The sequence below is a fragment of the Caballeronia glebae genome (assembly GCF_001545035.1).
Classification (GTDB): Bacteria; Pseudomonadota; Gammaproteobacteria; order Burkholderiales; family Burkholderiaceae; genus Caballeronia; species Caballeronia glebae.
In genome coordinates, this window is record NZ_FCOJ02000029.1 from 41,494 (window position 1) to 65,317 (window position 23,824).

A 23,824-nucleotide genomic window follows, 5' to 3' on the forward strand; every position below is an offset into this window, starting at 1 on the left:
CGACATGAGCGACCCACATCAGCACATCGATTGGCGCGAACACGGCGTCAAGGTCATCAAGGGCGATCAGCTCGACACCAACACCCCGCAGACGCCCGGCATGAACCGCGCGGCCGCCATCAACGCGGCGCGCGTCGGGGCGCAGAAGATCTGGGCCGGCACGGTCACGATCCATCCGAATGCGAAGACGGGCGCGCACCATCACGGCGCGCTCGAAAGCGTCATCTATGTCGTGCGCGGCCAGGCGCGCATGCGCTGGGGCGAGCATCTCGAATTCGTCGCCGAGGCCGGTCCCGGCGACTTCATTTTCGTGCCGCCTTACGTGCCGCACCAGGAAATCAACGCCAGCACCGACGACCCGCTCGAATGCGTGCTCGTGCGCAGCGACAACGAAGCGGTGGTGGTGAATCTGAACATCGATGCCGTTGAAAAGCCCGAGGAAGTCTATTGGGTCGATCCGATCCACAAGCATCCACACGATCACTGAAGCGGGCGCGGGCACGCGCGAGAACAGAGGCGGCGTGTTCCTTGCTACCCCGAAACGACGCGGCGGCGCTTTCGGCGCGGCTAACCTGGTCGCTTGCACGGCGAAATGCGCGTGCGAGCGCTACAACTACAACATCCGCACACGATGAAGAAACCTTCGACCGACGCGCATCTTCTCGAACTGGCCCGTCCTCGCGCGGGCGAACTGGGCAATCACGCGATCGACGAGTTCATGGCCGGGCGGCTCACGCGCCGCGAGTTGCTGCGCCATGCGAGCATGCTCGGCCTGGCGCTCGCCGCGGGCGGCGTGTTCGGCATGCCGGGCGCGCGCGCACAGGGCGCGGGCAAGCCCGGCGGCACGATCCGCGTTGCGCATCTGATGCCCGCAGGCGCGGTCGATCCGCTCACCGTGACCGACGCGGCGGGTCTCGCGCTCATCAATCAGACGGGCGAGTTCCTGATCGACGACGACAGCGAGCATTTAACGCTCAAGCCCGCGCTTGCGCTGTCGTGGTCGTCGAACGCGAAAGGCGACGTGTGGACTTTCAAGCTGCGCCAGAACGTGAAGTTCCACGACGGCCAGCAAATGACCGCGAAGGACGTCGTCGCGACCTTCAACCGTCTGTCCGATCCGGCGACGGGCTCGGCTGCGCTTTCGGTGCTGAAGGGCGTGCTGTCGAAGAATTCGGCGAAGGCCATCGACGATCACACGGTCGAGTTTCACCTCGACGCGCCCAACGGCAATTTCCCGTACTACGTTTCCTCGGACACGTATAACGCCGTGATCCTCCCGGCGAATTTCAGCGGCCCTTACGAGAAGACGTTCATGGGCACGGGCGCGCTGAAGCTCGAAAAATACACGCCGAAGGTCGGCGCGTCGTTCGTGCGCAATCCCGACTACTGGGGCGAGAAGTCGCTGCCCGATCGCGTGACCTTTTCCTTCTACGCGGATCAGCAGGCGCAACTCCTCGCGATGCAAGGCCGCCAGGCGGACGTGATGGGCGACTTCACCGTGCAGGGCGGCGTCGCGATGCTGACGAATCCGCAGTTCAAGGTGCTCGGCACGAAGTCGAGTTCGCACCGGCAATTGCACATGCGCTGCGACATGGCGCAGTTCAAGGACAAGCGCGTGCGTCAGGCGCTCGCGCTCGCGATCGATCGCGAGGTCATCGTGAAGGGCTTGTTCCGCGGGCGCGCGCAGGTCGGCAACGACAGCCCGTTCGCGCCGGTATTTCCGTCGAGCGATCTCGCCGTGCCGCAACGCAAGATCGACATCGCGCAGGCGAAGAAGCTGATGAGCGATGCGGGCGTCGCGAACGGTTTCGACGTCACGCTCACGACCGAAAAATACATGGAGATTCCCGATCTCGCGGTCGTCGTGCAGAACGCGGCGAAGGCGATCGGCATTCGCATCCAGTTGAAGGTGGAGAGTCAGGATCTCTATTACGGCTCGGGCACGTTCGGCAAGTCGGACTGGCTAGATTCGCCGCTCGGCATTACCGATTACGGGCATCGCGGCGTGCCGAACGTGTTCCTCAACGCACCGCTGACGAGCGGCGGCACGTGGAACGCGGCGCACTTCAAGAATCCCGAGTACGACAAGCTCGTTACGCAGTTCGTCGCGGCGCTCGATGTCGCGTCGCAGAAGAAATTGTCCGGGCAGATTCAGCATTTGTTGCTCGACGAAACGCCAGTCGTGATCCCCTACTTCTACGACCAGTTGATCGTCACGCGCGCCAATGTCTCCGGCGTGCGCTTCAACGCGATCTCGCAGATGTGGTTCGACCGCGCGACGATCTCGGCCTGAACGAATGAGCACGATCACGCCCACGGCGCACGTCGCCGACTTCGCCAAAATGAAGCGCATCGTGCGCTTCATCGGCGTGCGGTTGCTGCTCGCGCTCGTCACGCTGTGGCTTTTGTCGATGATCGTTTTCGCGGGCGGTCAGCTCTTGCCCGGCGACGTCGGCCGCGCGATTCTCGGTCCGCTCGCCGATGCGCGCGCGGTCGCCGCGCTCAACCATCAGCTCGGCGTCGACCGGCCGCTCCTCACGCAATATTCGAGCTGGATCGGCCATTTCCTGCGCGGCGACATGGGCGAGTCATACGCGTTTCGCGCGCCGGTCGCGCCGTTCATCGGCCAGGCGCTGTGGAACTCGGCGAAGCTCGGCGCGCTGGCGTTCGTGGTCGTGGTGCCGCTCGGCATCGCGGGCGGCGTGTATGCGGCGCTGCATGCCGGCCGATGGATCGATCGCGTGATCAGCATCGGCGGACTGACGGCGACGGTCGTGCCGGAATTCGTCTCGTCGATCGTGCTGATCCTGATCTTCGGCGTATGGCTGCAATGGCTGCCGATCGAAGCGACCGCGCCAGCCGACGCCGGTGTCTTCACGCAACTGGAGCATCTGATCCTGCCGGTGCTGCCGCTCGTCTTCGTGTTCTTCGGCTATATCGCGCGCATGGCGCGCGCGGGCACCGTCGAAGCGCTCGACGCCGACTACACGCGCACCGCGATCCTGAAGGGCTTGCCGCAACGCGTCGTGATCCTGCGGCACGTGCTGCGCAACGCGCTCCTGCCGACCGTCACCGTCGCCGCGACGCAACTCGGCTACATGATCGGCGGACTCGTCGTCGTGGAGACGCTGTTCCACTATCAGGGCATCGGCTCGCTGATCTACACCGCCGCGAAGGGCAAGGACTTTCCGATGCTCGAAGCGGGCGTGCTGAGCATCGGCGTGATCTATACGGCGGCGAATCTGATTGCCGATGCGCTCTACGTCGTGCTCAATCCGCGTCTTCGCACGACCGATCCGAACGGAGACGGACGATGAGCACGGCCGCCGCAACGCCCGTCAAGGCGCGCCGCTTCGAAGCGCTCGGCGCGCTCGGCGCATCGGCCACCTTCGATATCGGCGTGCTCATTTTGCTGTTCTGGGTGGCGTGCGCGCTCTTCGGCCACTGGTTCGCGCCGCACGATCCTTACGCGTCCGATCCGCTCAATTCGCTCGCCGCCCCTTCCGGCGAGCACTGGTTCGGCACCGACCAGCTCGGCCGCGACGTGTTCGCGCGCGTGATCGTCGGCTCGCGCGACATTCTGACGATCGCGCCGCTCGCCACCTTGCTCGGCACGGCGGCGGGCACGGCGATCGGTCTCGTCGTCGGCTATTTCGACGGCTGGGTCGACGCCGCCATCGGCCGCGTGATCGATGCGCTGCTCGCGCTGCCGCTCGTGATCGTCGCGCTGCTCGCGCTGGCCGCGGTCGGCGCGAGCAACACGACGGTGATCCTCGTCATCGGTTTGACGTTCGCGCCGATCACCGCGCGCACCGTGCGCGCCGCCGTGCTGAGCGAGCGCCATCTCGACTACGTACTGGCGGCGCAATTGCGCGGCGAAAACGCGCTCTACATCATGTTCGCGGAAATCCTGCCGAACGTGCTGCCGCCGATCATCGTCGAGGCGACCGTGCGTCTCGGCTACGCGATCTTCGCCGTCGCGACGCTGTCGTTTCTCGGCTTCGGCATTCAGCCGCCGTCCGCGGACTGGGGCCTCGCGCTGTCCGAATGCTATACGTTAATGGCGGGCGGCGCGTGGTGGACCGTCGTCTTCGACGCCGCCGCGATCGCGTCCTTGGTCGTCGCGGTGAATCTCGTCGCGGACGCGGTGCAAGGAGTGCTCGACCGATGAACGGACCGCCGCCATCGGCTTTTCCCACGTTCGGCGCCGCGAAAGGCGATCAGGCCGACGCGCTCACGGTCGTCGGGCTGACGGTCACATACCGGTCGCGCGGACGCGAGCGCGAGGTGCTGCAGGACGTCACATTGCGCGTGAGGCGCGGCGAGGCGTATGGGCTCGTCGGCGAATCGGGCTGCGGCAAGTCGACCGCCGCGCTCGCGGTGCTGCGCTATCTGCCGCGCAACGGGCGCGTGAAGGCGGGCCGCATTTCGATCGGCGGCCGCGATGTCGCCGCGCTCAACGCCGACGCGCTGCGCGGCATGCGCGCGAACGCGGTGTCGATGGTTTATCAGGACCCGGGACGCGCGCTGAATCCGTCGCTGACGATCGCGCGACAGGTTTCCGAGGCGTTCGAAGTCACGGGCGCATCCGCCGACGAAGCGCGCACCCGCACCGCCGAGATGCTCAGGCGCGTGCGCATCGCATCGCCCGAACGCGTGATGGAGAGCTATCCGCATCAGCTTTCGGGCGGGATGCAGCAGCGCGTCGTCATCGCGATGGCGCTCGCGTGCAATCCCGAACTGCTGATTCTCGACGAGCCCACCACCGGGCTCGACGCCACCGTCGAAGCCGAAGTGCTCGATCTCATCGCGCAATTGCGCGCGGAACTCGGCACGGCCGTGCTCTTCATCAGCCACAACCTCGCTGTGATCGGGCGTATGTGCGACCGCGTCGGCGTGCTGTACGCGGGCAAGCTCGTCGAAGAAGGCACGACCGCCGATGTCTTCGCGAAGCCGCGTCATCCGTACACCGTCGGCTTGCTGCGCTGTCTGCCGCGCGAAGGCCGCGGCAAGGAAACGGGCCGGCTCGACACGATTCCCGGCTCGCTGCCGCTGCCGGGATCGATCGCGCAGGGCTGCATCTTCGCGCCTCGCTGCAAGCTCGCCGACGAACGCTGTCTCAAGGACGCGCCGCCGCCGTATCGCATGGCGTCGGCGCACGGCGATCAGATGGCGCGCTGCCACTATCACGAACGCGCGCAGACGCTGCCGCGCTCCACCGGCGAAGCGCCCGCGCCCGTCGCCCGCCGCGAGGAACAGCCGCTCGCGCTTTGCGCGCGCAATCTCTCGAAGACCTTCCGCGTCGGCGATGAAGAAGTGCGCGCCGTCCACGATGTCTCGCTCGATCTCGTGCAAGGCGAGACGCTCGGGCTTGTCGGCGAATCGGGCAGCGGCAAGACGACGCTCGCGAAGCTTTTGCTCGGCCTCGTGTCGCCCGATAAAGGCGCGTCGCTCGAACTCGACGGCGCGGCGTTGCCCGAGCGCGTGACGAGGCGCAGCGAAGAGCAGGTGAAATCGCTGCAGATCGTCTTCCAGAATCCGGATTCCGCGCTGAACCGCGCGCATTCGGTGCGGCGACTGATCGCGCGTTCGCTGTCGAAGCTCGCTGCGTTACGCGGCGAGGCGAAGGAAACGCGCCTGCGCACGCTGACCGAAGCCGTGCGTCTGCCGGAGCGCTATCTCGGCTCGCGCACGCGGCAACTGTCGGGCGGACTGAAGCAGCGCGTCGCGATTGCGCGCGCGTTCGCGGGCGACCCGCGTGTCGTGGTGTGCGACGAGCCGACCTCCGCGCTCGATGTCTCCGTGCAGGCCGCGATTCTCAATCTGCTCGCGGATCTGCAGCGCGAGCGGCACGTCTCCTACGTGTTCATCTCGCACGATCTGCATGTCGTGCGCTATCTGTCGGACCGCATCGCGGTGCTGTATCTCGGGCGCATCGTGGAGATCGGGCGCGCGGCGGCCGTGTTCGACGGACCGCAGCATCCGTACACTGAAGCATTGTTGTCGTCGGTGCCGTCGATCGACGGGACGCATGCGAAGCGCATCCGGCTGTCGGGCGAACTGCCGAGCGCGGCGAATCCGCCTTCGGGCTGCGTGTTCCATACGCGCTGCCCGCGCAAGGTCGGCGAGATTTGCGAAACCGAAACGCCGCCGTGCCGCGACGCAGGCGACGGCCACGCGATTCATTGCCACATTCCCGTTGACGAATTACGCACGTTGCAGCTTCAGTGAAGGCAAAGCGGCGATTCGTCGGAACCAAAGCGACCGCGCGCGTCTCTCATCGGTTCGATGCTCAACAACAACGAGGATTCACCGATGAAACCCACTCTTTCAGCCACGCTCTTCGCACTCACCTTCGGCGTCGCGATGGCCGCGCACGCGCAGACCGCGCCGCAAGCCCCGACGCCCGGCGCGTCCGATCCGTCCTTCTCCGCTTACTCGCTCGCGCAGCAATGCGCCGCGAAGTCCGACAACACGGCGCAAGGGCAATGCGTCGGCGCGGTGCGCGGCATCGTGCGCGGGTATCAGTACGGCGTGCTGTTCCTCTCGCAGCGCGCATCGCTGCCCGTTGGCGAGACCAAGCGCGTATCGCTGTGTCTGGCGGACACGCAGGTTTCGTCGATCGTCGACGACTTCCTCGCCGACGCGAAGCAGGTCAACGAAGCCGACCTCAAACGCACGCCCGCGGAAGTTGCCGTGCTCGGCTCGGTGCACGCGCATCACGCGTGCACGTGATCCAGCGCGATATCGATATCAAAGCATTTCGAGCGAGCGCTTCGACTTCGGCGGCTTGAACTGCTGATCGATGCCCGCGAGTTCATCGGCGGACAAGTGAAGGTCGAGCGCCGCGCGATTCTCACGCACGTGCGCAACGTCCGCCGCTTTCGGAATCGCGAATACCTGCGGCTGCTGCAACACCCACGCGAGCGCCACCTGAAACGCCGACACACCGCGCGCCGCCGCGATCTTTTCGAGCGCGCCGCCTCGCGGCAGGCGCGCATGATCGACAGGACTGTAGGCCATCGCGGGCATGCGGCGCTCGCGCAGCCACGGCAGCAGATCGAACTGCGCCCCGCGCCGCGCGACGTTGAAGAGAATCTGATCGGTCGCGCAGGCGTCGCCGCCATCGAGCGAGAAGAGTTCTTCCATGTCGTCGGTGTCGAAATTGCTAACGCCCCAGTGACGAATCTTGCCGTCGCCCTTCAGCTTCTCGAAACCCGCGACCACGCCTTCCAGATCCTCGCCGCCGCGCCAGTGCAGCAAATACAGATCGATGCGATCGGTCTTCAGACGCTTCAGGCTGCGCTCGCATGCGGCCTGCACGCCGCGCTCGCTGCCGTTGTGCGGATACACCTTGCTGACGATGAATAGCTCGTCGCGCCTGTCGCCGAGCGCTTCGGCGATGAGCTTTTCGCTTTCGCCGTCGCCGTACATCTCGGCGGTATCGATGAGCGTCATGCCGAGCTCGACGCCCTCGCGCAGCGCGGCGATCTCGTTCTTGCGCGCGTTCGGGCGCTCGCCCATTTCCCAGGTGCCCTGGCCGAGCTTCGGAATCGCTTCGCCCGTGGGAAGCGTGACGGTCGCCGTATTGGATTGAGCCATGAAGAAGCCTCCTTGTAGGTTCGCCGATTATGGCGCAAGGAGCAGGCCGTCACTTCACGCCATCACTCACGCCAGCCCGACCACCAGCGGCCCGAGCAGCGTCAGCAGCACGTTCGCGAGCGCATACGTGATCGCGAACGGCACCGTCGGCACCGCGCTTTCGGCCTTGTCGAGCACGGCGCCGAACGCCGGATTCGCACTGCGCGAGCCGGTAAGCGCGCCCGCGAGCAGTGCCGCATTGTCGTAGCGCAATACGTAGCGGCCGAAGAGCATCGTCAGCACGAGCGGAAACAGCGTGACGAACACGCCCAGCAGGAAGATCGTCAGCCCGCTCTGCTTCACGGTCACGACCGCCTGCAACCCGGAATTCAGCCCGACCACCGCGACGAACGCCGCGAGCCCGAAATCCTTCAGCAATTGCGACGCGGCCGGCGGCATCACGCCATACATCGGATGCTTGCCGCGCATCCAGCCGAACAGCAGCCCGGCGAGCAGGCAGCCGCCGCCCGAACCGAGCGTGAGCGGCACGCCACCCACATCGACGACGATCAGGCCGATCAGCAGCCCGAGCACGATGCCCACGCCCATGTAGATGAAATCGGTCTTGTCGGAATACGGCAGCTCGTAACCGGCGGCGTCGACGGCGCGCTTCGTGTCGTGCGGCGCGCCGTAGAACGTGATGACGTCGCCGTGACTCAGCGTGGTTTCGGGCAGCACCGGCAGCGCATGCCCCGCGCGCGTGACGCCCTGGATATACACGCCGTGCCGCATCGCGCGATCGACCGTCGTTCGCGCCTCGGCGATGCTCACGTGATTCATGCCGCGCTTCGTAAACACGCCCTGACGCGTCTGCATGACGACGCTGCTGCCATCGGCATCCGCGACTTCCTCGCCGATGTGCACCGTCGCGCCGACCATCGCCTCGCGCCGCCCGACGACGAGCACGATGTCGCCCGCCTCCAGCACGATGTCCGGCGCGGGCTCCAGCACGCGGCCGCCGCGCCGGATGCGCTCGACGGTGATCATGTCCTGGCCGCCTACTTCGAGCTGCGCGACCGTGCGCCCCGCCGCGCCGTCGCGCGTCACGCGATACGTGCGTCCGACGAGCGCGGGCAACGCCGAAATCTGCCCCGGCCCGGGACCGGACGCGCCGCCCGCGAGCGCTTTCTCCGCTTCGATCGACGCGTCCTTGAGACTTTGCTTCATGAACTTCGGCAGGATGTTCACGCACACGATGATCGCGCCGAGCGAGCCGAACACGTAGGTCACGGCATACGCGACCGCGACGTCGGCCTGCAACGCCTTTATCTGATCGGCGGGCAATCCGAGCCGCGCGATCGCATCGCCCGCCGTGCCGATGATCGCCGATTGCGTGAGCGCGCCGCCCGCGAGTCCGGCCGCGAGGCCCTTGTTCAGCCCGAAAAGCTTCGCGCAGACGATCACGCTCGCGAGCGCCGTCAGCGCAAGAAACACCGCCATCGCGATTTCACGCAGCGTGCGCCGGTTGATCGAGCCGAAGAACTGCGGCCCGGAGTCGTAACCGACCGCGTAGATGAACACGGCGAACATCACGGATTTCACGCCATTGTCGATCTGCACGCCCGCCTGACTCACGATCACGGCCGCGATCAGGGAGCCGCCCACGCCGCCGAGCTGAAACCGGCCGAAGTTGATCTGGCCGATCAGATAACCCGCCGCGAGCGACAGGAAAAGCGCCGATTCCGGCGATTTCTGGAAGACTTCGTGGAGCCAGGTCATGAGCTCAGCCCAGTTTGCTCGCGAGCCCGACGATCACGGGCCCGAGCAGCGGCAACAGCACGTTGGAGAGCGCATACGTGATCGTGTAGCCGATCACGGGCGTCGCGTTTCCGGTCACGCCTACAAGCGCGCTAATCGCGGGCGTGCTGCATTGCTGGCCCGCGATCGCGCCGAGCAGCATCGGCACATCGAGCTTGAGCAGCCATCGGCCGATGAAGAGCGACGCGAGCGCCGGCCCGAGCGTGATGACGATACCCGCGACCGGCAGCGCGACGCCGTATTCGCGGATGAGCCTCAACGCGTCCGCGCCCGCCGACAGACCCACCGCCGCGATGAACGTGCACAGGCCGAAGTCCTTCAGAATCTGCGCGGCCGCCGAGGGCAGCGAGCCGATCAGCGGATAGCGCGAGCGAATCCAGCCGAAGAGCAGCCCGGCGAGCAGACAGCCGCCGCCCGTGCCGAGCGTGAGATCGATGCCGCCGACATGCGCCGACAGCCGCCCAATCGCGATGCCGAGCAGCACGCCGAGCCCGAGAAACACGAAGTCCGTCTTCTGCGTCGCGCGAATGATGTAGCCGAGCCTGGCCGCGCCGCGCGCCACATCCTCCTTGTTGCCGACGAGCGTCAGCACGTCGCCGCGCTGCACCTGCGTGCCGGAGAGCGCGGGAATCGTGCTGTCGAGACACGTCACGGCGGCGACGAAAACGCCGTGCGCATCGGCGGGCGCGGCGCGCTCGCGCACCTGCGCGAGCGTTAAGCCATGCAGCGCGCGCCGCGTGAGCATCACGTCGGCGCGCTCAACGTAGACATCGGCGACGCCGCCGCCGAACACTTCCTCGCCGATCGCCGCAATCGCCTCGACGAGCGCCTCGCGCCGCCCGCCCACCACGACGAGATCGCCCGCCTTCAGCACGACCGCGGGCTGAGGCTTGATGACCGAGCGGTCGCGTTGCACGCGCTGGACGCTGATTTTGTCGCCGAAGCGCTTTTCCAGCTCGCCGATAGTGTGGCCCGCAGCCGCCGTCACCCGAAGTTCGCGGCCGGCGAGCGGCGGCGCGGCGGGCGTCTGTCCGGGACCGAGCGCGCCGTCGCCGCCCAGCTTGCGCCAGACGCGCTCCGCTTCGTCGCGCAGATTTACGCGCAGCAGTAGCGGCGCGAACTGGCTTGTAAACAGGACGATCGTGACGAGCCCGAACAGATAGCTCACGCTGTAGGCGGTGACGATGTTCGCCTGCAGCCGCGCCGTCTCCGCCGAGGACAATCCGAGCCGGTTGATGGCCTCCGACGCCGTGCCGATCACGGCGGATTCGGTCGCGCCGCCGGCGAGCAAACCGGCCGCCGTGCCCGGGTCGAGTTTCAACGTAATGACGGCGCCGAGCACGAGCGCGACCACCACGACGATTTCGACGATCGACAACGCGCCATAACGCCAGCCGCGCCCGATGTTCGCGAAGAACTGCGGGCCGCCGGTGAAACCGAGCGCGAAGATAAAAAGCGCGAACGCGATGTTCTTGAGATCGGGTGAAATGCGCGCGCCGCTCTGACCCAAAATCAGCGCGACGATAAGCGTGCCGCACACGCCGCCGAGCTGAATGGGACCAAGCTTTACAGACCCCACAAAATAACCAATCGCGAGACTGGCAAAAAGGGCAATCTCAGGCTGCGTCGCAAGCAAAGTCATATTTGGATTTGACCTTTTGTCCATCGATTGTCAAACTTAATCGCACTGCGTTCGCCCTCTAGCAATATACGAAAAAGGGCACGATTTACCTCAAAAATTTCTTATCGACATTAAAAGAGCGATAAATAAAATCTTTTTTAACTAACTTTGAAATATCGCTGCGCCTGGGTCTAGAAAGCAACGCGAAAATATCATTTATTAAACACATCATACGTACCGCTTTTTTAGCATTTAGAGTAGAAATTCAACGCCCACAATGGGCACATTTCGTACATTTTTCCCGCCTTCGAATGTTGTAAGAAAGGTGTAATATGCGCGCCGTCACATTAACAATTCTATTAACGACTGATTTTCAGCTTTTATCGGCTATTTGAAACTTTATATTGCAAAGTTTATTAACCCTCCATATTATCGACTTAACAGGTTTTTCAAGAACCGGACACAAACCTGTACTAGCGCAAAACGTCCGGTCCGTGTGGCACCATCCGAGAGAGCCGAACGATGAATCAGATACATGCAATGCGCGTCTTCGTGCGCGTGGCGGATACCGAGAGCTTTCGCCGCGCCGCTCAACAACTCGATGTCTCGAATGCACTTGTGACACGAGCCATCGCGATGCTGGAAGCACATCTGCGAACGCGCCTCATCAATCGCACCACCCGCAATTTGTCTCTCACCGAGGCCGGAACGCGTTATCTCGAAGGCTGCCGCGCGTTGCTGGAAGAACTGGACCATCTTGAATCGACCGTCACGCACACCGAAGGCGAACCGAGCGGCACGCTGCGCGTCGTTGCATCGAGCGCGCTTTCGCTGCTGACGCTGACGCCGCTCATCGACGGCTTTCGCAAGGTGCATCCACGAATCAACGTGCGACTCACGCTCGCCGAGCGCCATGTCGATCTCGTCGAGGACGGCTACGACGTCGGTATCGTCACGGCGTTCATGGTGTCGAGCACCGCGCTCGTCGAGCGGCCAGTCGGCACCAGCCCGTTCGTGACGGTCGCGACGCCGGCGTTCGTCGCCGAGCACGGCATGCCCGCTTCGCCGACCGACTTGCAAACGTTTCCGTCCGTCGGACTGCCGAACGAGATGCGCAGTCAGACCTGGCATTTCCGGCATCGTCACGGCTCGGCAGATCAGGTCGCGCTCGCGCCGGTGTACACCGTCAACAGTGCGCTGATGGTGCGCCTCGCCACGCTAAAAGGCATGGGTTTCTCGATTCTTCCCGAAGGCATCGTGCGTGCGGACCTCGAAGCTGGCGCGCTGGTTCAACTGCTCGACGACTACTCGATCGACGACCCCGACATGAAGGTGTCGATCGTGTATCCGGGACGGCAATATCTGCCCGCGAAGACGCGCACTTTCATCGACTACGCGCTGGATTATCTGGGCCGGGAATTCGCCGCCCAAGGCCGCGGGGAAGAGGTCCTCCGCCCCGGCATGCCGCCGGTCCTGCCGATTCAGGCGATGCGCGGCGCGCCGGTGACTGCCAACTGACAGGCCGTAGGGAATACGAGGGCCAGCACGGTGTCTTCGCCGTCTGGCCCATCGCACCGCACAACTAAACTTCGTCGAGCGGCCGACTCCGGCAGCGTTCAGATTTCCCCGTACTCCGCACTCGACGCATCCGGCGCCGCGCACATCTCGCGCAGCAACGACGCTTCACGCTCGTGCACTTCGACCGGCATGCACAACGCGCCGGCATAGGCCAGGTAACGCGCGCGATGCTGGCCGTTGCGAAACGCCACGACGCCTTCCCGATGCACGCGCAGAAGCCCGAGCAGCCCCGGCGAGCGGCGCACGGTGATCGTTACATAAGGCATTTCCGGCACGCGTGGATTATCCGGGTCGAGAAACTCGCGAATACCGCGCACCTTGCCCGCGTGCCAGTCATCGACGGACTTGAGCACGTAATCGGTATCGTCGCGATCGGCGCACGCGAGAAGCTTTCTCACATCGACGAGCACGACTTGATGACGCGAGCCGTGATCGGTGAAAACCCGCTTCAGGCGCACGAAGTCATACAGCGGATGGCTCTGTAATCTGACGATCCAGACCGCTTCTGCGGCGGTCGGCGCAACCATCGTGTCCATATTCGGCATATGAAGAAGACCGCGGCGCGCGCGCCCCGTGCGCGCGTGTTTCGCTGAAAACAGCCTGAGCGCCATTCGCTAAACAGGCGCTCGGGCCAAATAAACTTTTACACCCTAGTCGCGATTCGTGAAAGCGCCGTGACGGGCACGTGATGTGCTTTTGTTGCCAGAATCGAACACGCTGACATAGCCTGCCAGCGGGCATGTCATGCGGCTTTATTCAAGGCACCGATAAACAATCAGTGGACACTCATTCCGATCTCATCGTCGCGCGGCCAGAAGGTCTTTTCTGTGTGCCGGGCAACTTCCATATCGACCCGTGGCGGCCTGTCGAGCGGGCCGTCATCACGCACGCGCACGCCGATCACGCGCGCTTCGGACATGCGCACTATCTCGCGGCCGAGCCGGGCTTGGGCGTGTTGTTGTCGAGGCTGCCGGGCATCGACGTGCAAGGCCTCGCTTACGGCGAAGCAATCGTCGTGAACGGCGTGCGCGTGTCGCTGCATCCCGCCGGGCACGTGCTCGGCTCGGCGCAGGTGCGCGTCGAATACAAGGGGCGCGTGTGGGTCGCGTCCGGCGATTACAAGGTCGAGCCCGATCCGACCTGCGCGCCGTTCGAACCGGTGCGGTGCGACACCTTCATCACCGAATCGACGTTCGGCCTGCCGATCTATCGATGGGACAGCTCGCGCGACGTCTTCGACGGCATCGATGGCTGGTGGCGGCACAACGCGGCCCAGGGGCGCGCGTCGGTGCTGTTCTGCTACTCGTTCGGCAAGGCGCAGCGCGTGCTCGCGGGCGTCGATGCCGCCATCGGTCCGATCTTCTGTCACGGCGCGGTCGAGCCGCTCAATCGCGCGTATCGCGAATCGGGCGTCGGGCTGCCGGCGACGCGACTCGTCAGCGAGATCGCGGCGAAGGACAAGGCCGCGTTCAAGGGCGCGTTGATCGTCGCGCCGCCGTCCGCGCAAGGCAGCACGTGGATGCGCCGCTTCGGCGAGTACAGCGATGCCTTCGCGTCCGGCTGGATGCGTCTGCGCGGCACGCGCCGGCGCCGTGGCGTCGATCGCGGCTTCGTGCTCTCGGATCACGCGGACTGGCCGGGCCTGCAACTCGCCATCGGCGCGACGGGCGCGCAGCGCGTGATCGTCACGCACGGACAGATCGAGCCGATGGTGCGCTGGCTCTGCGAACAGGGCCTGGACGCGGGCGCGTTCAAGACCGAATACGGCGACGATGCCGTCGAAGCCGATACCGCCGAGGCATCATGAAGCGCTTCGCGACGCTCTACGCCGCGCTCGACGCGACCACATCGACGAACGAGAAGCTCGAAGCGCTGATCGCGTATTTCTCCGTCGCGCAACCCGAGGACGCCGCGTGGGCGTCGTACTTTCTCGCGGGCGGCAAGCCGCGCCAGTCCGTGCCGACGCGCCTTCTCACCGAGTTCGCCCGCGAGCGCGCGGGTTTGCCGGCGTGGCTTTTCGAGGAGTCGTATCAGGCGGTCGGCGATCTCGCGGAAACCATCGCGCACGTGCTGCCGCCGGCGTCGGGCGAGTCGTCGCTCGGGCTCGCGCAATGGATCGAGCAACGCGTGCTCACGTTGCGCGGCGCGAATCCGGCCGAATTGCGCGAACGGCTTCTGAGTTACTGGGACGAACTGAACTGGAGCGAGCGCTTCCTGCTGACCAAGCTGATAGGCGGCGGCTTTCGCGTGGGCGTCGCGCGGCAGCTCGTCGTGCGGGCGCTCGCGCAGGTCGCGGGCGTCGATCACAAGCGCGTCGCGCAACGCATGGTCGGCTGGACCGATTCGCGCGAGAAGCCGAGCGCCGCGCGCTATCTCCGGCTGATCGCGCCGGCAGCCGAGGGCGACGACGTCGACACGCCGCATGAAAGCGATATCGGCCTGCCCTATCCGTTCTTTCTCGCGCATCCGTTGCAAGCCGATCCGGCAACGCTCGGCGCGCCCGATGGCTGGATCGCCGAATGGAAATGGGACGGCATACGCGCGCAGCTCGTGAAGCGCGCGAGCCGCGTGTGGATCTGGTCGCGCGGCGAGGATCTCGTCACCGAGCGCTTTCCGGAGCTGGCGTCGCTGGGCGAGGCATTGCCCGACGGCACCGTGATCGACGGCGAAATCCTCGCATGGGAGCCCGGCGCCGATGTGCCCTTGCCTTTCGCGCGACTGCAGCCGCGCATCACGCGCAAGTCGCTCACCAAGAAAGTGCTCGCCGATTCACCCGCCGCGCTGCTCGCCTACGACCTGCTCGAAGCGAACGGGCGCGATCTGCGCACCGAGCCGCTCCACGCACGGCGCGCGCAACTGGACGCGCTCGCGTCCTCGCTCGCGGTGAATGTGCTGCGCGTATCGCCGATAGTCGCCGCATCGGACTGGAACGCGCTCGCCGCATTGCGCGACGAAAGCCGCGCGCGCGGCGTCGAAGGGCTGATGTTGAAAGAGCGCGCGTCGATGTACGGCGTCGGGCGCACGAAGGCGTCGGGCACGTGGTGGAAGTGGAAGATCGATCCGTACTCGATCGACGCCGTGCTGCTCTACGCGCAACGCGGTCACGGACGCCGCGCGAGCCTTTACACGGATTTCACCTTCGCCGTGTGGGACGAAGCCGGCGGCACGCGCACGCTCGTGCCCTTCGCGAAGGCCTATTCCGGCCTGACCGACGAAGAAATGCGCCAGGTCGATGCCGTCGTGCGCAAAACGACCATCGAGAAGTTCGGGCCGGTGAGGAGCGTCACGCCGACGCTCGTCTTCGAGATCGGCTTCGAAGGCATACAGGCGAGCCCGCGCCACAAGTCGGGCATCGCCGTGCGTTTTCCGCGCATGTTGCGCTGGCGCACCGATAAAAAAATCGAAGACGCCGATACGCTCGACGTCCTCAAAGGTTTCCTGCACGAGGCCACCGCATGAGCGCGCCCGAGGGGACAGACGAGCGCAAGCGCCGCGCGCCGCGGCCCCGGCGTGTGCCGCGCACGCGCGCGGCGCAAGCAAAACTCGATGCCGCCGCCGAGCTTTTCGCGCCCGCGCCTTTCGCGTACGACGCGACGGAAGCCGCAAAGCCGCTCGATGAGCGCATCGCGCGCTGGTTCGACGAACGCGGCTGGCAGCCGTTCGAGTTCCAGCGCGAGGCGTGGCGCGAGATCGCACGCGGCGCGAGCGGCCTGCTCCACGCGACGACGGGCGCGGGCAAGACTTGGGCCGTGTGGCTCGGCGCGCTCGCCGCGTACGCTCGCGCAGCGCCGAAGGCAAACGCGCTTCCCGCACCGCTCACCGTGCTCTGGATCACGCCGATGCGCGCGCTCGCCGCCGACAGCGCCCGCGCGCTGCAAGGCGCGGTGAGCGCGCTGTCCGTGCCGTGGACGGTCGGTCTGCGCACGGGCGACACGTCGTCGACCGAACGCGCGCGTCAGAATCGCCGCATGCCGTCCGCGCTCGTGACGACGCCCGAAAGCCTCACGCTGATGCTCACGCGCGCGAACGCGCAGGACGAACTGAAGCACCTGCGCATGATCGTCGTCGACGAATGGCACGAACTGCTCGGCAACAAGCGCGGCACGCAGACGCAACTGGCGATCGCGCGGCTCGCGCGCTGGCGTCCCGATCTGCAGATCTGGGGCTTGTCCGCGACGCTCGGCAATCTCGCGCTCGCGCACGATGCGCTGCTGCATCCCGTGAAGACGCCGCGCGTCGTCGTGCGTGGCGCGCAGCCGAAGACGCTCGTCGTCGATACGCTGATTCCCGAGACCATCGAACGCTTTCCGTGGGGCGGGCATCTGGGTGTGCGGCAGGTCGGCCCCGTCGCCGACGAAATCGATCGCGCGCAAAGCTCGCTCGTCTTCACCAACACGCGCTCGCAATCGGAAATCTGGTATCGCGCGCTGCTCGAATTGCGCCCGGACTGGGCCGGCTTGCTCGCGCTGCATCACGGCTCGCTCGACAAGGAAGTGCGCGACTGGGTCGAACTCGGCCTGAAGAGCGGTCAGCTCAAAGCGGTCGTGTGCACGTCAAGTCTCGATCTGGGCGTCGATTTTCTGCCGGTCGATCGCGTGTTCCAGATCGGCTCGCCGAAAGGCGTCGCGCGGCTGATGCAGCGCGCGGGACGATCGGGTCACGCACCGGGCCGCGTGTCGCGCGTCACGATCGTGCCGACGCACGCGCTCGAACTCGTCGAAGCGGCGGCGGCGCGCTGGGCGATCGAGGAGCGTCGCATCGAGGGACGCGACATGCCGACGAAGCCGCTCGACGTGCTCGTGCAGCATCTCGTGACGGTGGCGATCGGCGGCGGCTTCACGCCCGCCGACATGCTCGACGAAGTGCGCAGCGCGTATGCCTATCGCGATCTGACGCAGCAGGAGTTCGACTGGGCGCTCGTGTTCGTCGAGCGCGGCGGCGCGTCGCTCGGGGCGTATCCGGATTTTCATCGCGTGCTGAAGGGCGACGACGGCGTGTATCGCGTGCCGCGCGAAGACCTCGCGCGCAGGCATCGCAACAACGTCGGGACGATAGTTGCAAACGCAACTATCAGCGTGGCCTATATGACGGGCGGGCGCATCGGGGCGATGGAGGAATCGTTCATCTCGCGTCTGAAACCCGGCGATGTCTTCACTTTCGGCGGACGCGCGCTCGAACTCGTGCGCGTGCGCGACATGACCGCCTATGTGAAGCGCGCGACCTCTTCGCGCGGAGCGATGCCGCAATGGGCCGGCAGCAAGATGCCGCTCTCGTCCGAACTGGCCGATGCCGCGCTCGTGATGCTCGCGCGCGCCAACGACGGCATCTACGACGAGCCCGAAATGCGCGCCATCAAACCCTTGCTCGACTTGCAGGCCAAATGGTCCGCGCTGCCGGGGCCGGGCGTGCTTGTCGTCGAACGCGTGCGCTCGCGCGAAGGTCATCACTTCTTCTGTTATCCGTTCGCGGGACGCATGGCGCACATCGGGCTGGGCTCGCTTATCGGCTGGCGCGTCGCGCGCGAGCAGCCGAGCACGTTCTCCATTTCGATGAACGACTACGGCTTCGAATTACTTTCGGCACGGCCGTTCGATTGGGAGACGCTCATCGCGCAGGGACTGTTTTCATCGGAGAATCTGGAGCACGACATTCTCGCGAGCCTCAACGCATCCGAGTTGTCGGCGCGGCGTTTTCGCGAAATCGCGCGCGTGTCGGGGCTGATCTATCAGGGTCATCCGGGGCAGCAGAAAAGCGCGCGGCAATTGCAGGCGTCGAGCGGCCTGTTCTACGAAGTTTTTCGCAAACACGACAGCGGCAATCTGCTGCTCGCGCAGGCGGATCGGGAAGTGATGCTGCAGGAACTGGAACTCGGCCGCATTCGCGCGGCGCTCGAACGCATGAGCGAAAGCCGCCTCGCGCTGCACGCGCCGAAGAAGCCGACGCCCTTCGCGTTTCCGCTGATCGTCGCGCGCTTGCGGGAGAAGGTGAGCACGGAAAAACTCGCGGATCGCGTCGAACGCATGCTCGCGGATCTGGAAAAGGCGGCGAAGGCTTGAATGGAAACACCGTGGAAGCACTGACCATCGACGCGAACGGCCACGCGCTCGTGATTTCCGCCGGGCGCGCGGCGTTCGATCCGCACGCCAGAAGCCTCTTCATCGCCGATGCGCACTTCGGCAAGGACGCCGTGTTTCGCGCGCGCGGCATTCCGGTGCCCGTCGGCACGACCGGCGAGAGCCTCGCGCGGCTCGATGCGCTCGTCGCGGCGCATCGGCCGGAATCGATCGTCTTTCTCGGCGACCTGCTGCACGCGCGCGAATCCCACGCCGATGAAACGCTCGACGCACTCGCCGCCTGGCGCGCGCGGCATCGGGCATTGCGGCTCGTGCTCGTCGAAGGCAATCACGACAAGCACGCGGGCGCGCTGCCCGCCCTGTTCGGCGTCGATGTCGTGAAGGAACCGCACGTGCTCGGGCCGTGGGCGCTTTGCCATCATCCGCAGACGGTCGATGGCGCTTACGCGCTCGCGGGACACGAACATCCGGTGTACCGGCTCGCGACGCGCGTCGATAGCGCGCGTCTGCCGTGCTTTCGCTTCGGCCCGCGCGCGGGCGTGCTGCCCGCGTTCGGCGCGTTCACGGGCGGCTTCGAGGTGAACGGCGGCGTGCGCGGCGAAGCGCTCTACGTGATCGCCGGCGAACGCGTGTTCCCGCTCAGTGATAGGTCGACGTCGACGATTGCAGCTTCGTGAGCTTGCCGCGCTTGAAGCCGTACCAGCCGAGTTCCGACTGCATCACCACTTCCTCGCTCTGCCAGAACACGCGCTTGAGCGTCATGCGCTGACCGACGCGCTGCACGAGCGGCGGATTGCTGCGGAAATCGTAGAGGATCGGGCCGGAACTGGTCTGCACGAGCATGCGTGTGACAGTGCCGTTCGCGCCGGCCGTTTCGTCGAAATGCACGCTGCGCTTCGCGTCGAGGTGATCGAACGCCTGCGTGTCGATGAGCGCGACCATGCCGTATTCGTCGCGCACAAAATACATTGGGCCCGCTTTGGTGGCGATGGGACCGGTGGCCTCGCTCTGCGCGGACGCGAGCGTGGCGATGAACAACGTGCCGGCGGCTGCCGCGCGGATAAAGAATTGGGTCAGTGACATCTTCGTTCAAAAAGTTGCTGCGTTTTTCCAACACTGCGCGACGCACGCGACGCGCAAGGAATGCGCGGCTGCGCGCGTGTTACCGGAAACATCTGACGCATGGCAGCGCCGCGTTTGCAAGAGTCGTGCGCCGCCGCCGCGTCCGAAAGAATATCCGTTCTGGCGGAAGCTTGGATCGGCGGATCGGCATCAGGGTTTATACCAGCATCGAAAATGACGTTTCGGTACAATTCGAGCCTTCAACTCCGCCTCGGCGCCTGCATCGATCAATCCGACGATGCGCCCAGGCGTGACAAATCGTCCGCTTCCGCCATGCCCCTGCCTCTTTTTGCTCTCGCCATTGCCGCGTTCGGCATCGGCACGACGGAGTTCGTCATCATGGGCCTGTTGCCCAACGTCGCGCGCGATCTCGCGGTGTCGATTCCGGCGGCGGGCATGCTCGTGTCCGGCTATGCGCTCGGCGTGACCGTGGGCGCGCCGATCCTCGCCGTCGTCACCGCGAAAATGCCGCGCAAGAAGGCGTTGATGAGCCTGATCTGCGTCTTCATCGTCGGCAATTTGCTGTGCGCGCTCGCGCCGAACTACTGGGTGCTGATGGGCGCGCGTATCGTGACCGCGTTCTGTCACGGCGCGTTCTTCGGCATCGGCTCGGTGGTCGCCGCCGCTCTCGTCGCGCCGAACCGCCGCGCGCAGGCCATTGCGCTGATGTTCACCGGGCTCACGCTCGCCAACGTGCTCGGCGTGCCGCTCGGCACCGCGCTCGGGCAGGCCGCCGGCTGGCGCTCGACGTTCTGGGTCGTCACGCTGATCGGCATTGCGGCGGCGGGCGCGCTCGCCGTGTGCCTGCCGAAGCATATCGAAATGCGCGAAACCAGCATCCTGCGCGAATTCGACGTGCTCAAGAACCCGCAAGTGCTGATGGTGCTCGGCATCAGCGTGCTCGCCTCGGCCAGTCTTTTCTCGGTGTTCACATACATCACGCCGATTCTCGAAGACGTGACGGGCTTTTCGCCGCACGCGGTCACGTATGTGCTGCTGCTCTTCGGCCTCGGCCTCACGGTCGGCAGCACGCTCGGCGGCAAGCTCGCCGACTGGAAGCTGCTGCGCTCGCTGCTGTCGTTCCTGCTCGCGATCGTCGTCATTCTGACGATCTTCGCCGGCACGATGCACGAGGCCGTCCCGGCGATGATCACGATCTTCTTCTGGGGCGTGCTCGCCTTCGCCATCGTGCCGCCATTGCAAATGCTGATCGTGAATCGCGCGAGCGATGCGCCGAACCTCGCATCGACGTTGAATCAGGGCGCGTTCAACCTCGGCAACGCAACGGGCGCGTGGCTCGGCGGCTGCGTGATCGGCGCGGGCGCACCGCTCACGTCGCTGCCGTGGGTCGGCATTCTGATGGCGGCGAGCGCGTTCGGCCTCACGCTGCTGTCGGCGACGCTCGACAAGCGCGCGCGCCGTCTTGCCATCGGACAAGCCGCGTGAGTTCCGGCAGGCGGCGCGCTGGATGAAGCGCATTCTCTCGCGCGATTTTCTCGCGCTGATTTTGAGCGTCGCGGTCGTCGGCCTGGGTCTGGGCGCGACGCTGCCGCTGACCGCGCTCGCGCTGACGCAAGCGGGTTACGGCACCGACATCGTCGGCCTGATGACGGCGATGCAGGCGGCGGGCGGCCTCGTCATCGCGCCGGTGGCGAGCCGCGTCGCGACGCGGTTCGGCGCGCGCGACACGATCGTCGGCACGGTGATCGTCGCGGCGCTGTCCACCATCGCGATGCAGTTCACCGCGAACCTGTGGCTATGGGCCGTGCTGCGCTTTTTCTGCGGCGCGGCGCTGATGCTGCTGTTCACGATTGGCGAGGCATGGGTCACGCAACTCGCCGACGATTCCACGCGCGGCCGCGTCGTCGCAATTTATGCGACCAACTTCACGCTTTTCCAGATGATGGGCCCGGTGCTCGTCAGCGTAATCGGCGGTTTGCCGTCGATGCGCTTCGCGATCTGCGGCGCGATCTTTCTGCTGGCGCTGCCCGTGCTCGCGTCGATACGCGGCGCGCCGCACGCGCTCGCAGCCGGCGAGGGCGAACATGGCGACTGGCGCAGCGTGCTGCCGCGCATGCCGGCGCTCGTGATCGGCACGGGCTTTTTCGCGCTCTTCGACACGCTCGCACTTTCGCTGATGCCGCTCTTCGCGATGTCGCACGGCGTCGGCGAGCACGTCGGCGTGCTGTTCGCATCGGCGATTCTGCTCGGCGACACGACGATGCAGTTCCCGATCGGCTGGCTCGCCGATCGCATCGGCCGCGCGAAGGTGCATGCGGGCGCGGGCGTGGTGGCTGCCGTGCTGCTGCCGCTGCTGCCCTGGGCGATTGCGTATCCGTGGATCTGCTGGCCGCTGCTGTTCGTGACCGGGGCGGCGGCGGGCAGCGTGTACACGCTGTCGCTCGTCGCGTGCGGCGAGCGCTTTCGCGGACCGTCGCTGGTATCGGCGACGGCTATCGTCGGGGCCTCGTGGAGTGTCGCGAGCTTCGGCGGGCCGATCGTCGCGGGCACGCTGATGCAGCGCGTCGGCGCGAACGCGCTCATCGGCGTGCTGACGGCGGCGGCGTGCGCGTTTCTGGCGGCGGCGTGGTGGGAGCGGCGCGCTTCGTCCGCGCGCGTGTCCGGCTAGGCTTCGGGCCTGTCGAACGACGCGCGGCCGGGGTGCGCCGGTCTGATCACGCCGCCTGCACCGTCACGCCCTTCTCGCGCCGCACGAATCCCAGCACGGCGACCAGAACGGCCGAGCAGAACACCGGCACCGCCGCCGCATGAAACAGCGCGACGTTGTTCCAGCCGAGCGCGATCATCTGCCCGCCGACGAGCGGTCCGATCACCGAACCCACGCGCCCGATGCCGAGGCTCCAGCCGATGCCGGTCGAGCGCAGCGTCGTCGGATAGAAATGACCCGCGAGCGCATTCACCGCGGGCTGTCCGCCGACGATGCAAAAGCCGCTCGCGAACACCGCCACGAACAACCACGTCTCTACATGCGCGACGCCGCCGATCGCGCCGACGCACACCGCGCCCAGACAGAAACACGCGAGCAGCACGCGCACGAATCCGAAGCGCTCGATGAACCAGCCGAGCGACAGCGTCCCGAGCACGCCGCCCGTCTGCAACAGCGTGCCGACGAGCACCGCCATGCCTTGCGTGTAACCCGCGTCGCGCATCACGGTCGGCAGCCAGTTCGACAGGAAGTACAGGTCGATGAGGTTCATGAAGCTGATCGCCCAGAGAATCAGCGTGACCGGACCGCGACCCGCGCGAAACAGCTCGGCGACGGGCGTGCCGCCGCTCGCCTTTTCGCGCACGACGAGACGCGTGGCCGCATCGATCGGCAGCGACGGATCGAATTTCACGAGCCACGCCTTCGCTTGCGCTTCGCGGCCCTTCAGCACGAGGAACTGCAGCGACTCGGGCAACGCGACGATCATCGCCAGCGCGAGCAGCAAGGGCACCGCGCCGCCGATCCAGAACACCGAACGCCAGCCGAACGCCGGAATCAGCGCGGCGCTCAGGAAACCGCCGAGCGCGGCGCCGAGCGTGAAGCCGCACGAGACCAGCATCATCCGCTTCACGCGATGTTCGGCGCTCGAAAATTCGCCGACGAGCGCCATCGCGTTCGGCATGATGCAGCCGAGCCCGAGCCCCGTGACGAAGCGCAGCGTGGTCAGCACCGTCAGATCGTGCGTGAAGGCGGTCGCGATCATCGACAGCCCGAAAAACAGCGTCGCGCCGATGAGCACCGGACGCCGCCCGATGCGATCCGCCAGCACCGACAAGCCCAGCGCGCCGAGCAGCATGCCGAAGAGACTCGCGCTGAACACCGGCCCGAGCGCGGACTTCGCCACGTGCCAGTCCGCGATGACGGCGGGCGCGACATAGCCCATCGCCTGCGCGTCGAAGCCGTCGATCACGAGACACAGCCCGCATAGCGCGAGCAGCAAGAACTGGAATGCGGGCCGATGCGCGTCGCCCAGCGCGCGCTCGACGTCGATGGTCGTCTCTCTCTGCATGTCTTTTCCTTCGC

19 protein-coding genes are annotated in these 23,824 nt (G+C 65.9%); 13 read left to right on the forward strand and 6 right to left on the reverse strand.

Annotated elements, in window-relative coordinates; genetic code table 11:
• The first annotated feature begins 4 nt into the window (after positions 1–4).
• From AWB82_RS20090 to AWB82_RS20115, 6 genes are all read left to right on the forward strand, one after another.
• Entirely contained in the window at positions 5–487 is a 483-nt protein-coding gene (locus tag AWB82_RS20090; RefSeq protein WP_086970296.1) for a cupin domain-containing protein, read from the forward strand.
• A 144-nt stretch (positions 488–631) separates the two neighbouring features.
• Positions 632–2,293 carry an ABC transporter substrate-binding protein gene (locus AWB82_RS20095; RefSeq protein WP_086970298.1) on the forward strand — a complete coding sequence of 554 codons (1,662 nt, stop codon included), beginning with the start codon at positions 632–634 and terminating at the stop codon, positions 2,291–2,293.
• Positions 2,294–2,297: 4 nt separating this feature from the next.
• Positions 2,298–3,317: an ABC transporter permease gene (locus tag AWB82_RS20100; RefSeq protein ID WP_086970300.1), complete on the forward strand. Its 1,020-nt coding sequence runs from the start codon at positions 2,298–2,300 to the stop codon at positions 3,315–3,317.
• Positions 3,314–4,171 carry an ABC transporter permease gene (locus AWB82_RS20105; protein WP_086970302.1) on the forward strand — a complete coding sequence of 286 codons (858 nt, stop codon included), beginning with the start codon at positions 3,314–3,316 and terminating at the stop codon, positions 4,169–4,171. Before AWB82_RS20100 ends, AWB82_RS20105 begins: the two co-directional genes overlap by 4 nt.
• Positions 4,168–6,231: an ABC transporter ATP-binding protein gene (locus AWB82_RS20110; RefSeq protein WP_086970305.1), complete on the forward strand. Its 2,064-nt coding sequence runs from the start codon at positions 4,168–4,170 to the stop codon at positions 6,229–6,231. The genes AWB82_RS20105 and AWB82_RS20110 overlap by 4 nt, the downstream gene beginning before the upstream one ends.
• 84 nt (positions 6,232–6,315) lie before the next feature.
• Positions 6,316–6,735 carry a hypothetical protein gene (locus AWB82_RS20115; protein WP_086970373.1) on the forward strand — a complete coding sequence of 140 codons (420 nt, stop codon included), beginning with the start codon at positions 6,316–6,318 and terminating at the stop codon, positions 6,733–6,735.
• Positions 6,736–6,753: 18 nt separating this feature from the next.
• On the opposite strand, the gene AWB82_RS20120 is transcribed toward AWB82_RS20115, so the two are convergent.
• The 3 genes from AWB82_RS20120 to aspT (AWB82_RS20130) all read right to left on the reverse strand — a co-directional run bounded on the left by AWB82_RS20120 (position 6,754) and on the right by aspT (AWB82_RS20130) (position 11,041).
• Complete coding sequence (locus AWB82_RS20120) at positions 6,754–7,602, reverse strand: aldo/keto reductase (RefSeq protein ID WP_086970307.1); 849 nt, start codon at positions 7,600–7,602, stop codon at positions 6,754–6,756.
• A 66-nt stretch (positions 7,603–7,668) separates the two neighbouring features.
• Complete coding sequence (gene aspT / locus AWB82_RS20125; protein WP_086970308.1) at positions 7,669–9,360, reverse strand: aspartate-alanine antiporter; 1,692 nt, start codon at positions 9,358–9,360, stop codon at positions 7,669–7,671.
• A 4-nt stretch (positions 9,361–9,364) separates the two neighbouring features.
• The gene (gene aspT / locus AWB82_RS20130) at positions 9,365–11,041 is read right to left on the reverse strand and encodes an aspartate-alanine antiporter (protein WP_086970310.1); all 1,677 of its coding nucleotides are present in this window, start codon (positions 11,039–11,041) and stop codon (positions 9,365–9,367) included.
• A gap of 501 nt (positions 11,042–11,542) precedes the next feature.
• Here aspT (AWB82_RS20130) and AWB82_RS20135 point away from each other — a divergent pair.
• Positions 11,543–12,538, forward strand: a complete 996-nt coding sequence (locus AWB82_RS20135; RefSeq protein WP_086970312.1) for a LysR family transcriptional regulator — start codon at positions 11,543–11,545, stop codon at positions 12,536–12,538.
• A gap of 98 nt (positions 12,539–12,636) precedes the next feature.
• Here the strand turns inward: AWB82_RS20135 and AWB82_RS20140 are convergent, their stop codons facing one another.
• Positions 12,637–13,143 (reverse strand): plasmid fertility inhibition factor family protein, encoded by a 507-nt coding sequence (locus tag AWB82_RS20140; RefSeq protein ID WP_086970375.1) that lies wholly within the window; start codon positions 13,141–13,143, stop codon positions 12,637–12,639.
• A 233-nt stretch (positions 13,144–13,376) separates the two neighbouring features.
• On the opposite strand from AWB82_RS20140, the gene AWB82_RS20145 reads away from it, so the two are divergent.
• The 4 genes from AWB82_RS20145 to pdeM are packed head-to-tail and all read left to right on the forward strand — an operon-like array spanning position 13,377 to position 19,349.
• Positions 13,377–14,405 (forward strand): ligase-associated DNA damage response exonuclease, encoded by a 1,029-nt coding sequence (locus tag AWB82_RS20145; protein WP_086970377.1) that lies wholly within the window; start codon positions 13,377–13,379, stop codon positions 14,403–14,405.
• Entirely contained in the window at positions 14,402–16,057 is a 1,656-nt protein-coding gene (locus AWB82_RS20150) for an ATP-dependent DNA ligase (RefSeq protein ID WP_086970314.1), read from the forward strand. The genes AWB82_RS20145 and AWB82_RS20150 overlap by 4 nt, the downstream gene beginning before the upstream one ends.
• Positions 16,054–18,654, forward strand: coding sequence for a ligase-associated DNA damage response DEXH box helicase (locus AWB82_RS20155; RefSeq protein ID WP_086970316.1), 2,601 nt, complete (start codon positions 16,054–16,056; stop codon positions 18,652–18,654). The genes AWB82_RS20150 and AWB82_RS20155 overlap by 4 nt, the downstream gene beginning before the upstream one ends.
• Before the next feature lie 11 nt (positions 18,655–18,665).
• Positions 18,666–19,349, forward strand: a complete 684-nt coding sequence (pdeM, locus tag AWB82_RS20160; protein ID WP_235023369.1) for a ligase-associated DNA damage response endonuclease PdeM — start codon at positions 18,666–18,668, stop codon at positions 19,347–19,349.
• Here pdeM and AWB82_RS20165 read toward each other — a convergent pair.
• Positions 19,312–19,755, reverse strand: coding sequence for a hypothetical protein (locus tag AWB82_RS20165; protein WP_086970320.1), 444 nt, complete (start codon positions 19,753–19,755; stop codon positions 19,312–19,314). The genes pdeM and AWB82_RS20165 overlap by 38 nt on opposite strands.
• Positions 19,756–20,067: 312 nt before the next feature.
• On the opposite strand from AWB82_RS20165, the gene AWB82_RS20170 reads away from it, so the two are divergent.
• Both AWB82_RS20170 and AWB82_RS20175 read left to right on the forward strand, forming a co-directional pair.
• Positions 20,068–21,240, forward strand: coding sequence for an MFS transporter (locus tag AWB82_RS20170; RefSeq protein ID WP_086970379.1), 1,173 nt, complete (start codon positions 20,068–20,070; stop codon positions 21,238–21,240).
• A gap of 22 nt (positions 21,241–21,262) precedes the next feature.
• The gene (locus AWB82_RS20175; RefSeq protein WP_086970322.1) at positions 21,263–22,423 is read left to right on the forward strand and encodes an MFS transporter; all 1,161 of its coding nucleotides are present in this window, start codon (positions 21,263–21,265) and stop codon (positions 22,421–22,423) included.
• Positions 22,424–22,469: 46 nt separating this feature from the next.
• Here the strand turns inward: AWB82_RS20175 and AWB82_RS20180 are convergent, their stop codons facing one another.
• A complete protein-coding gene (locus AWB82_RS20180; RefSeq protein ID WP_086970324.1) occupies positions 22,470–23,810 on the reverse strand; it encodes an MFS transporter in 1,341 nt (446 codons plus the stop codon).
• Positions 23,811–23,824: the final 14 nt, after the last annotated feature.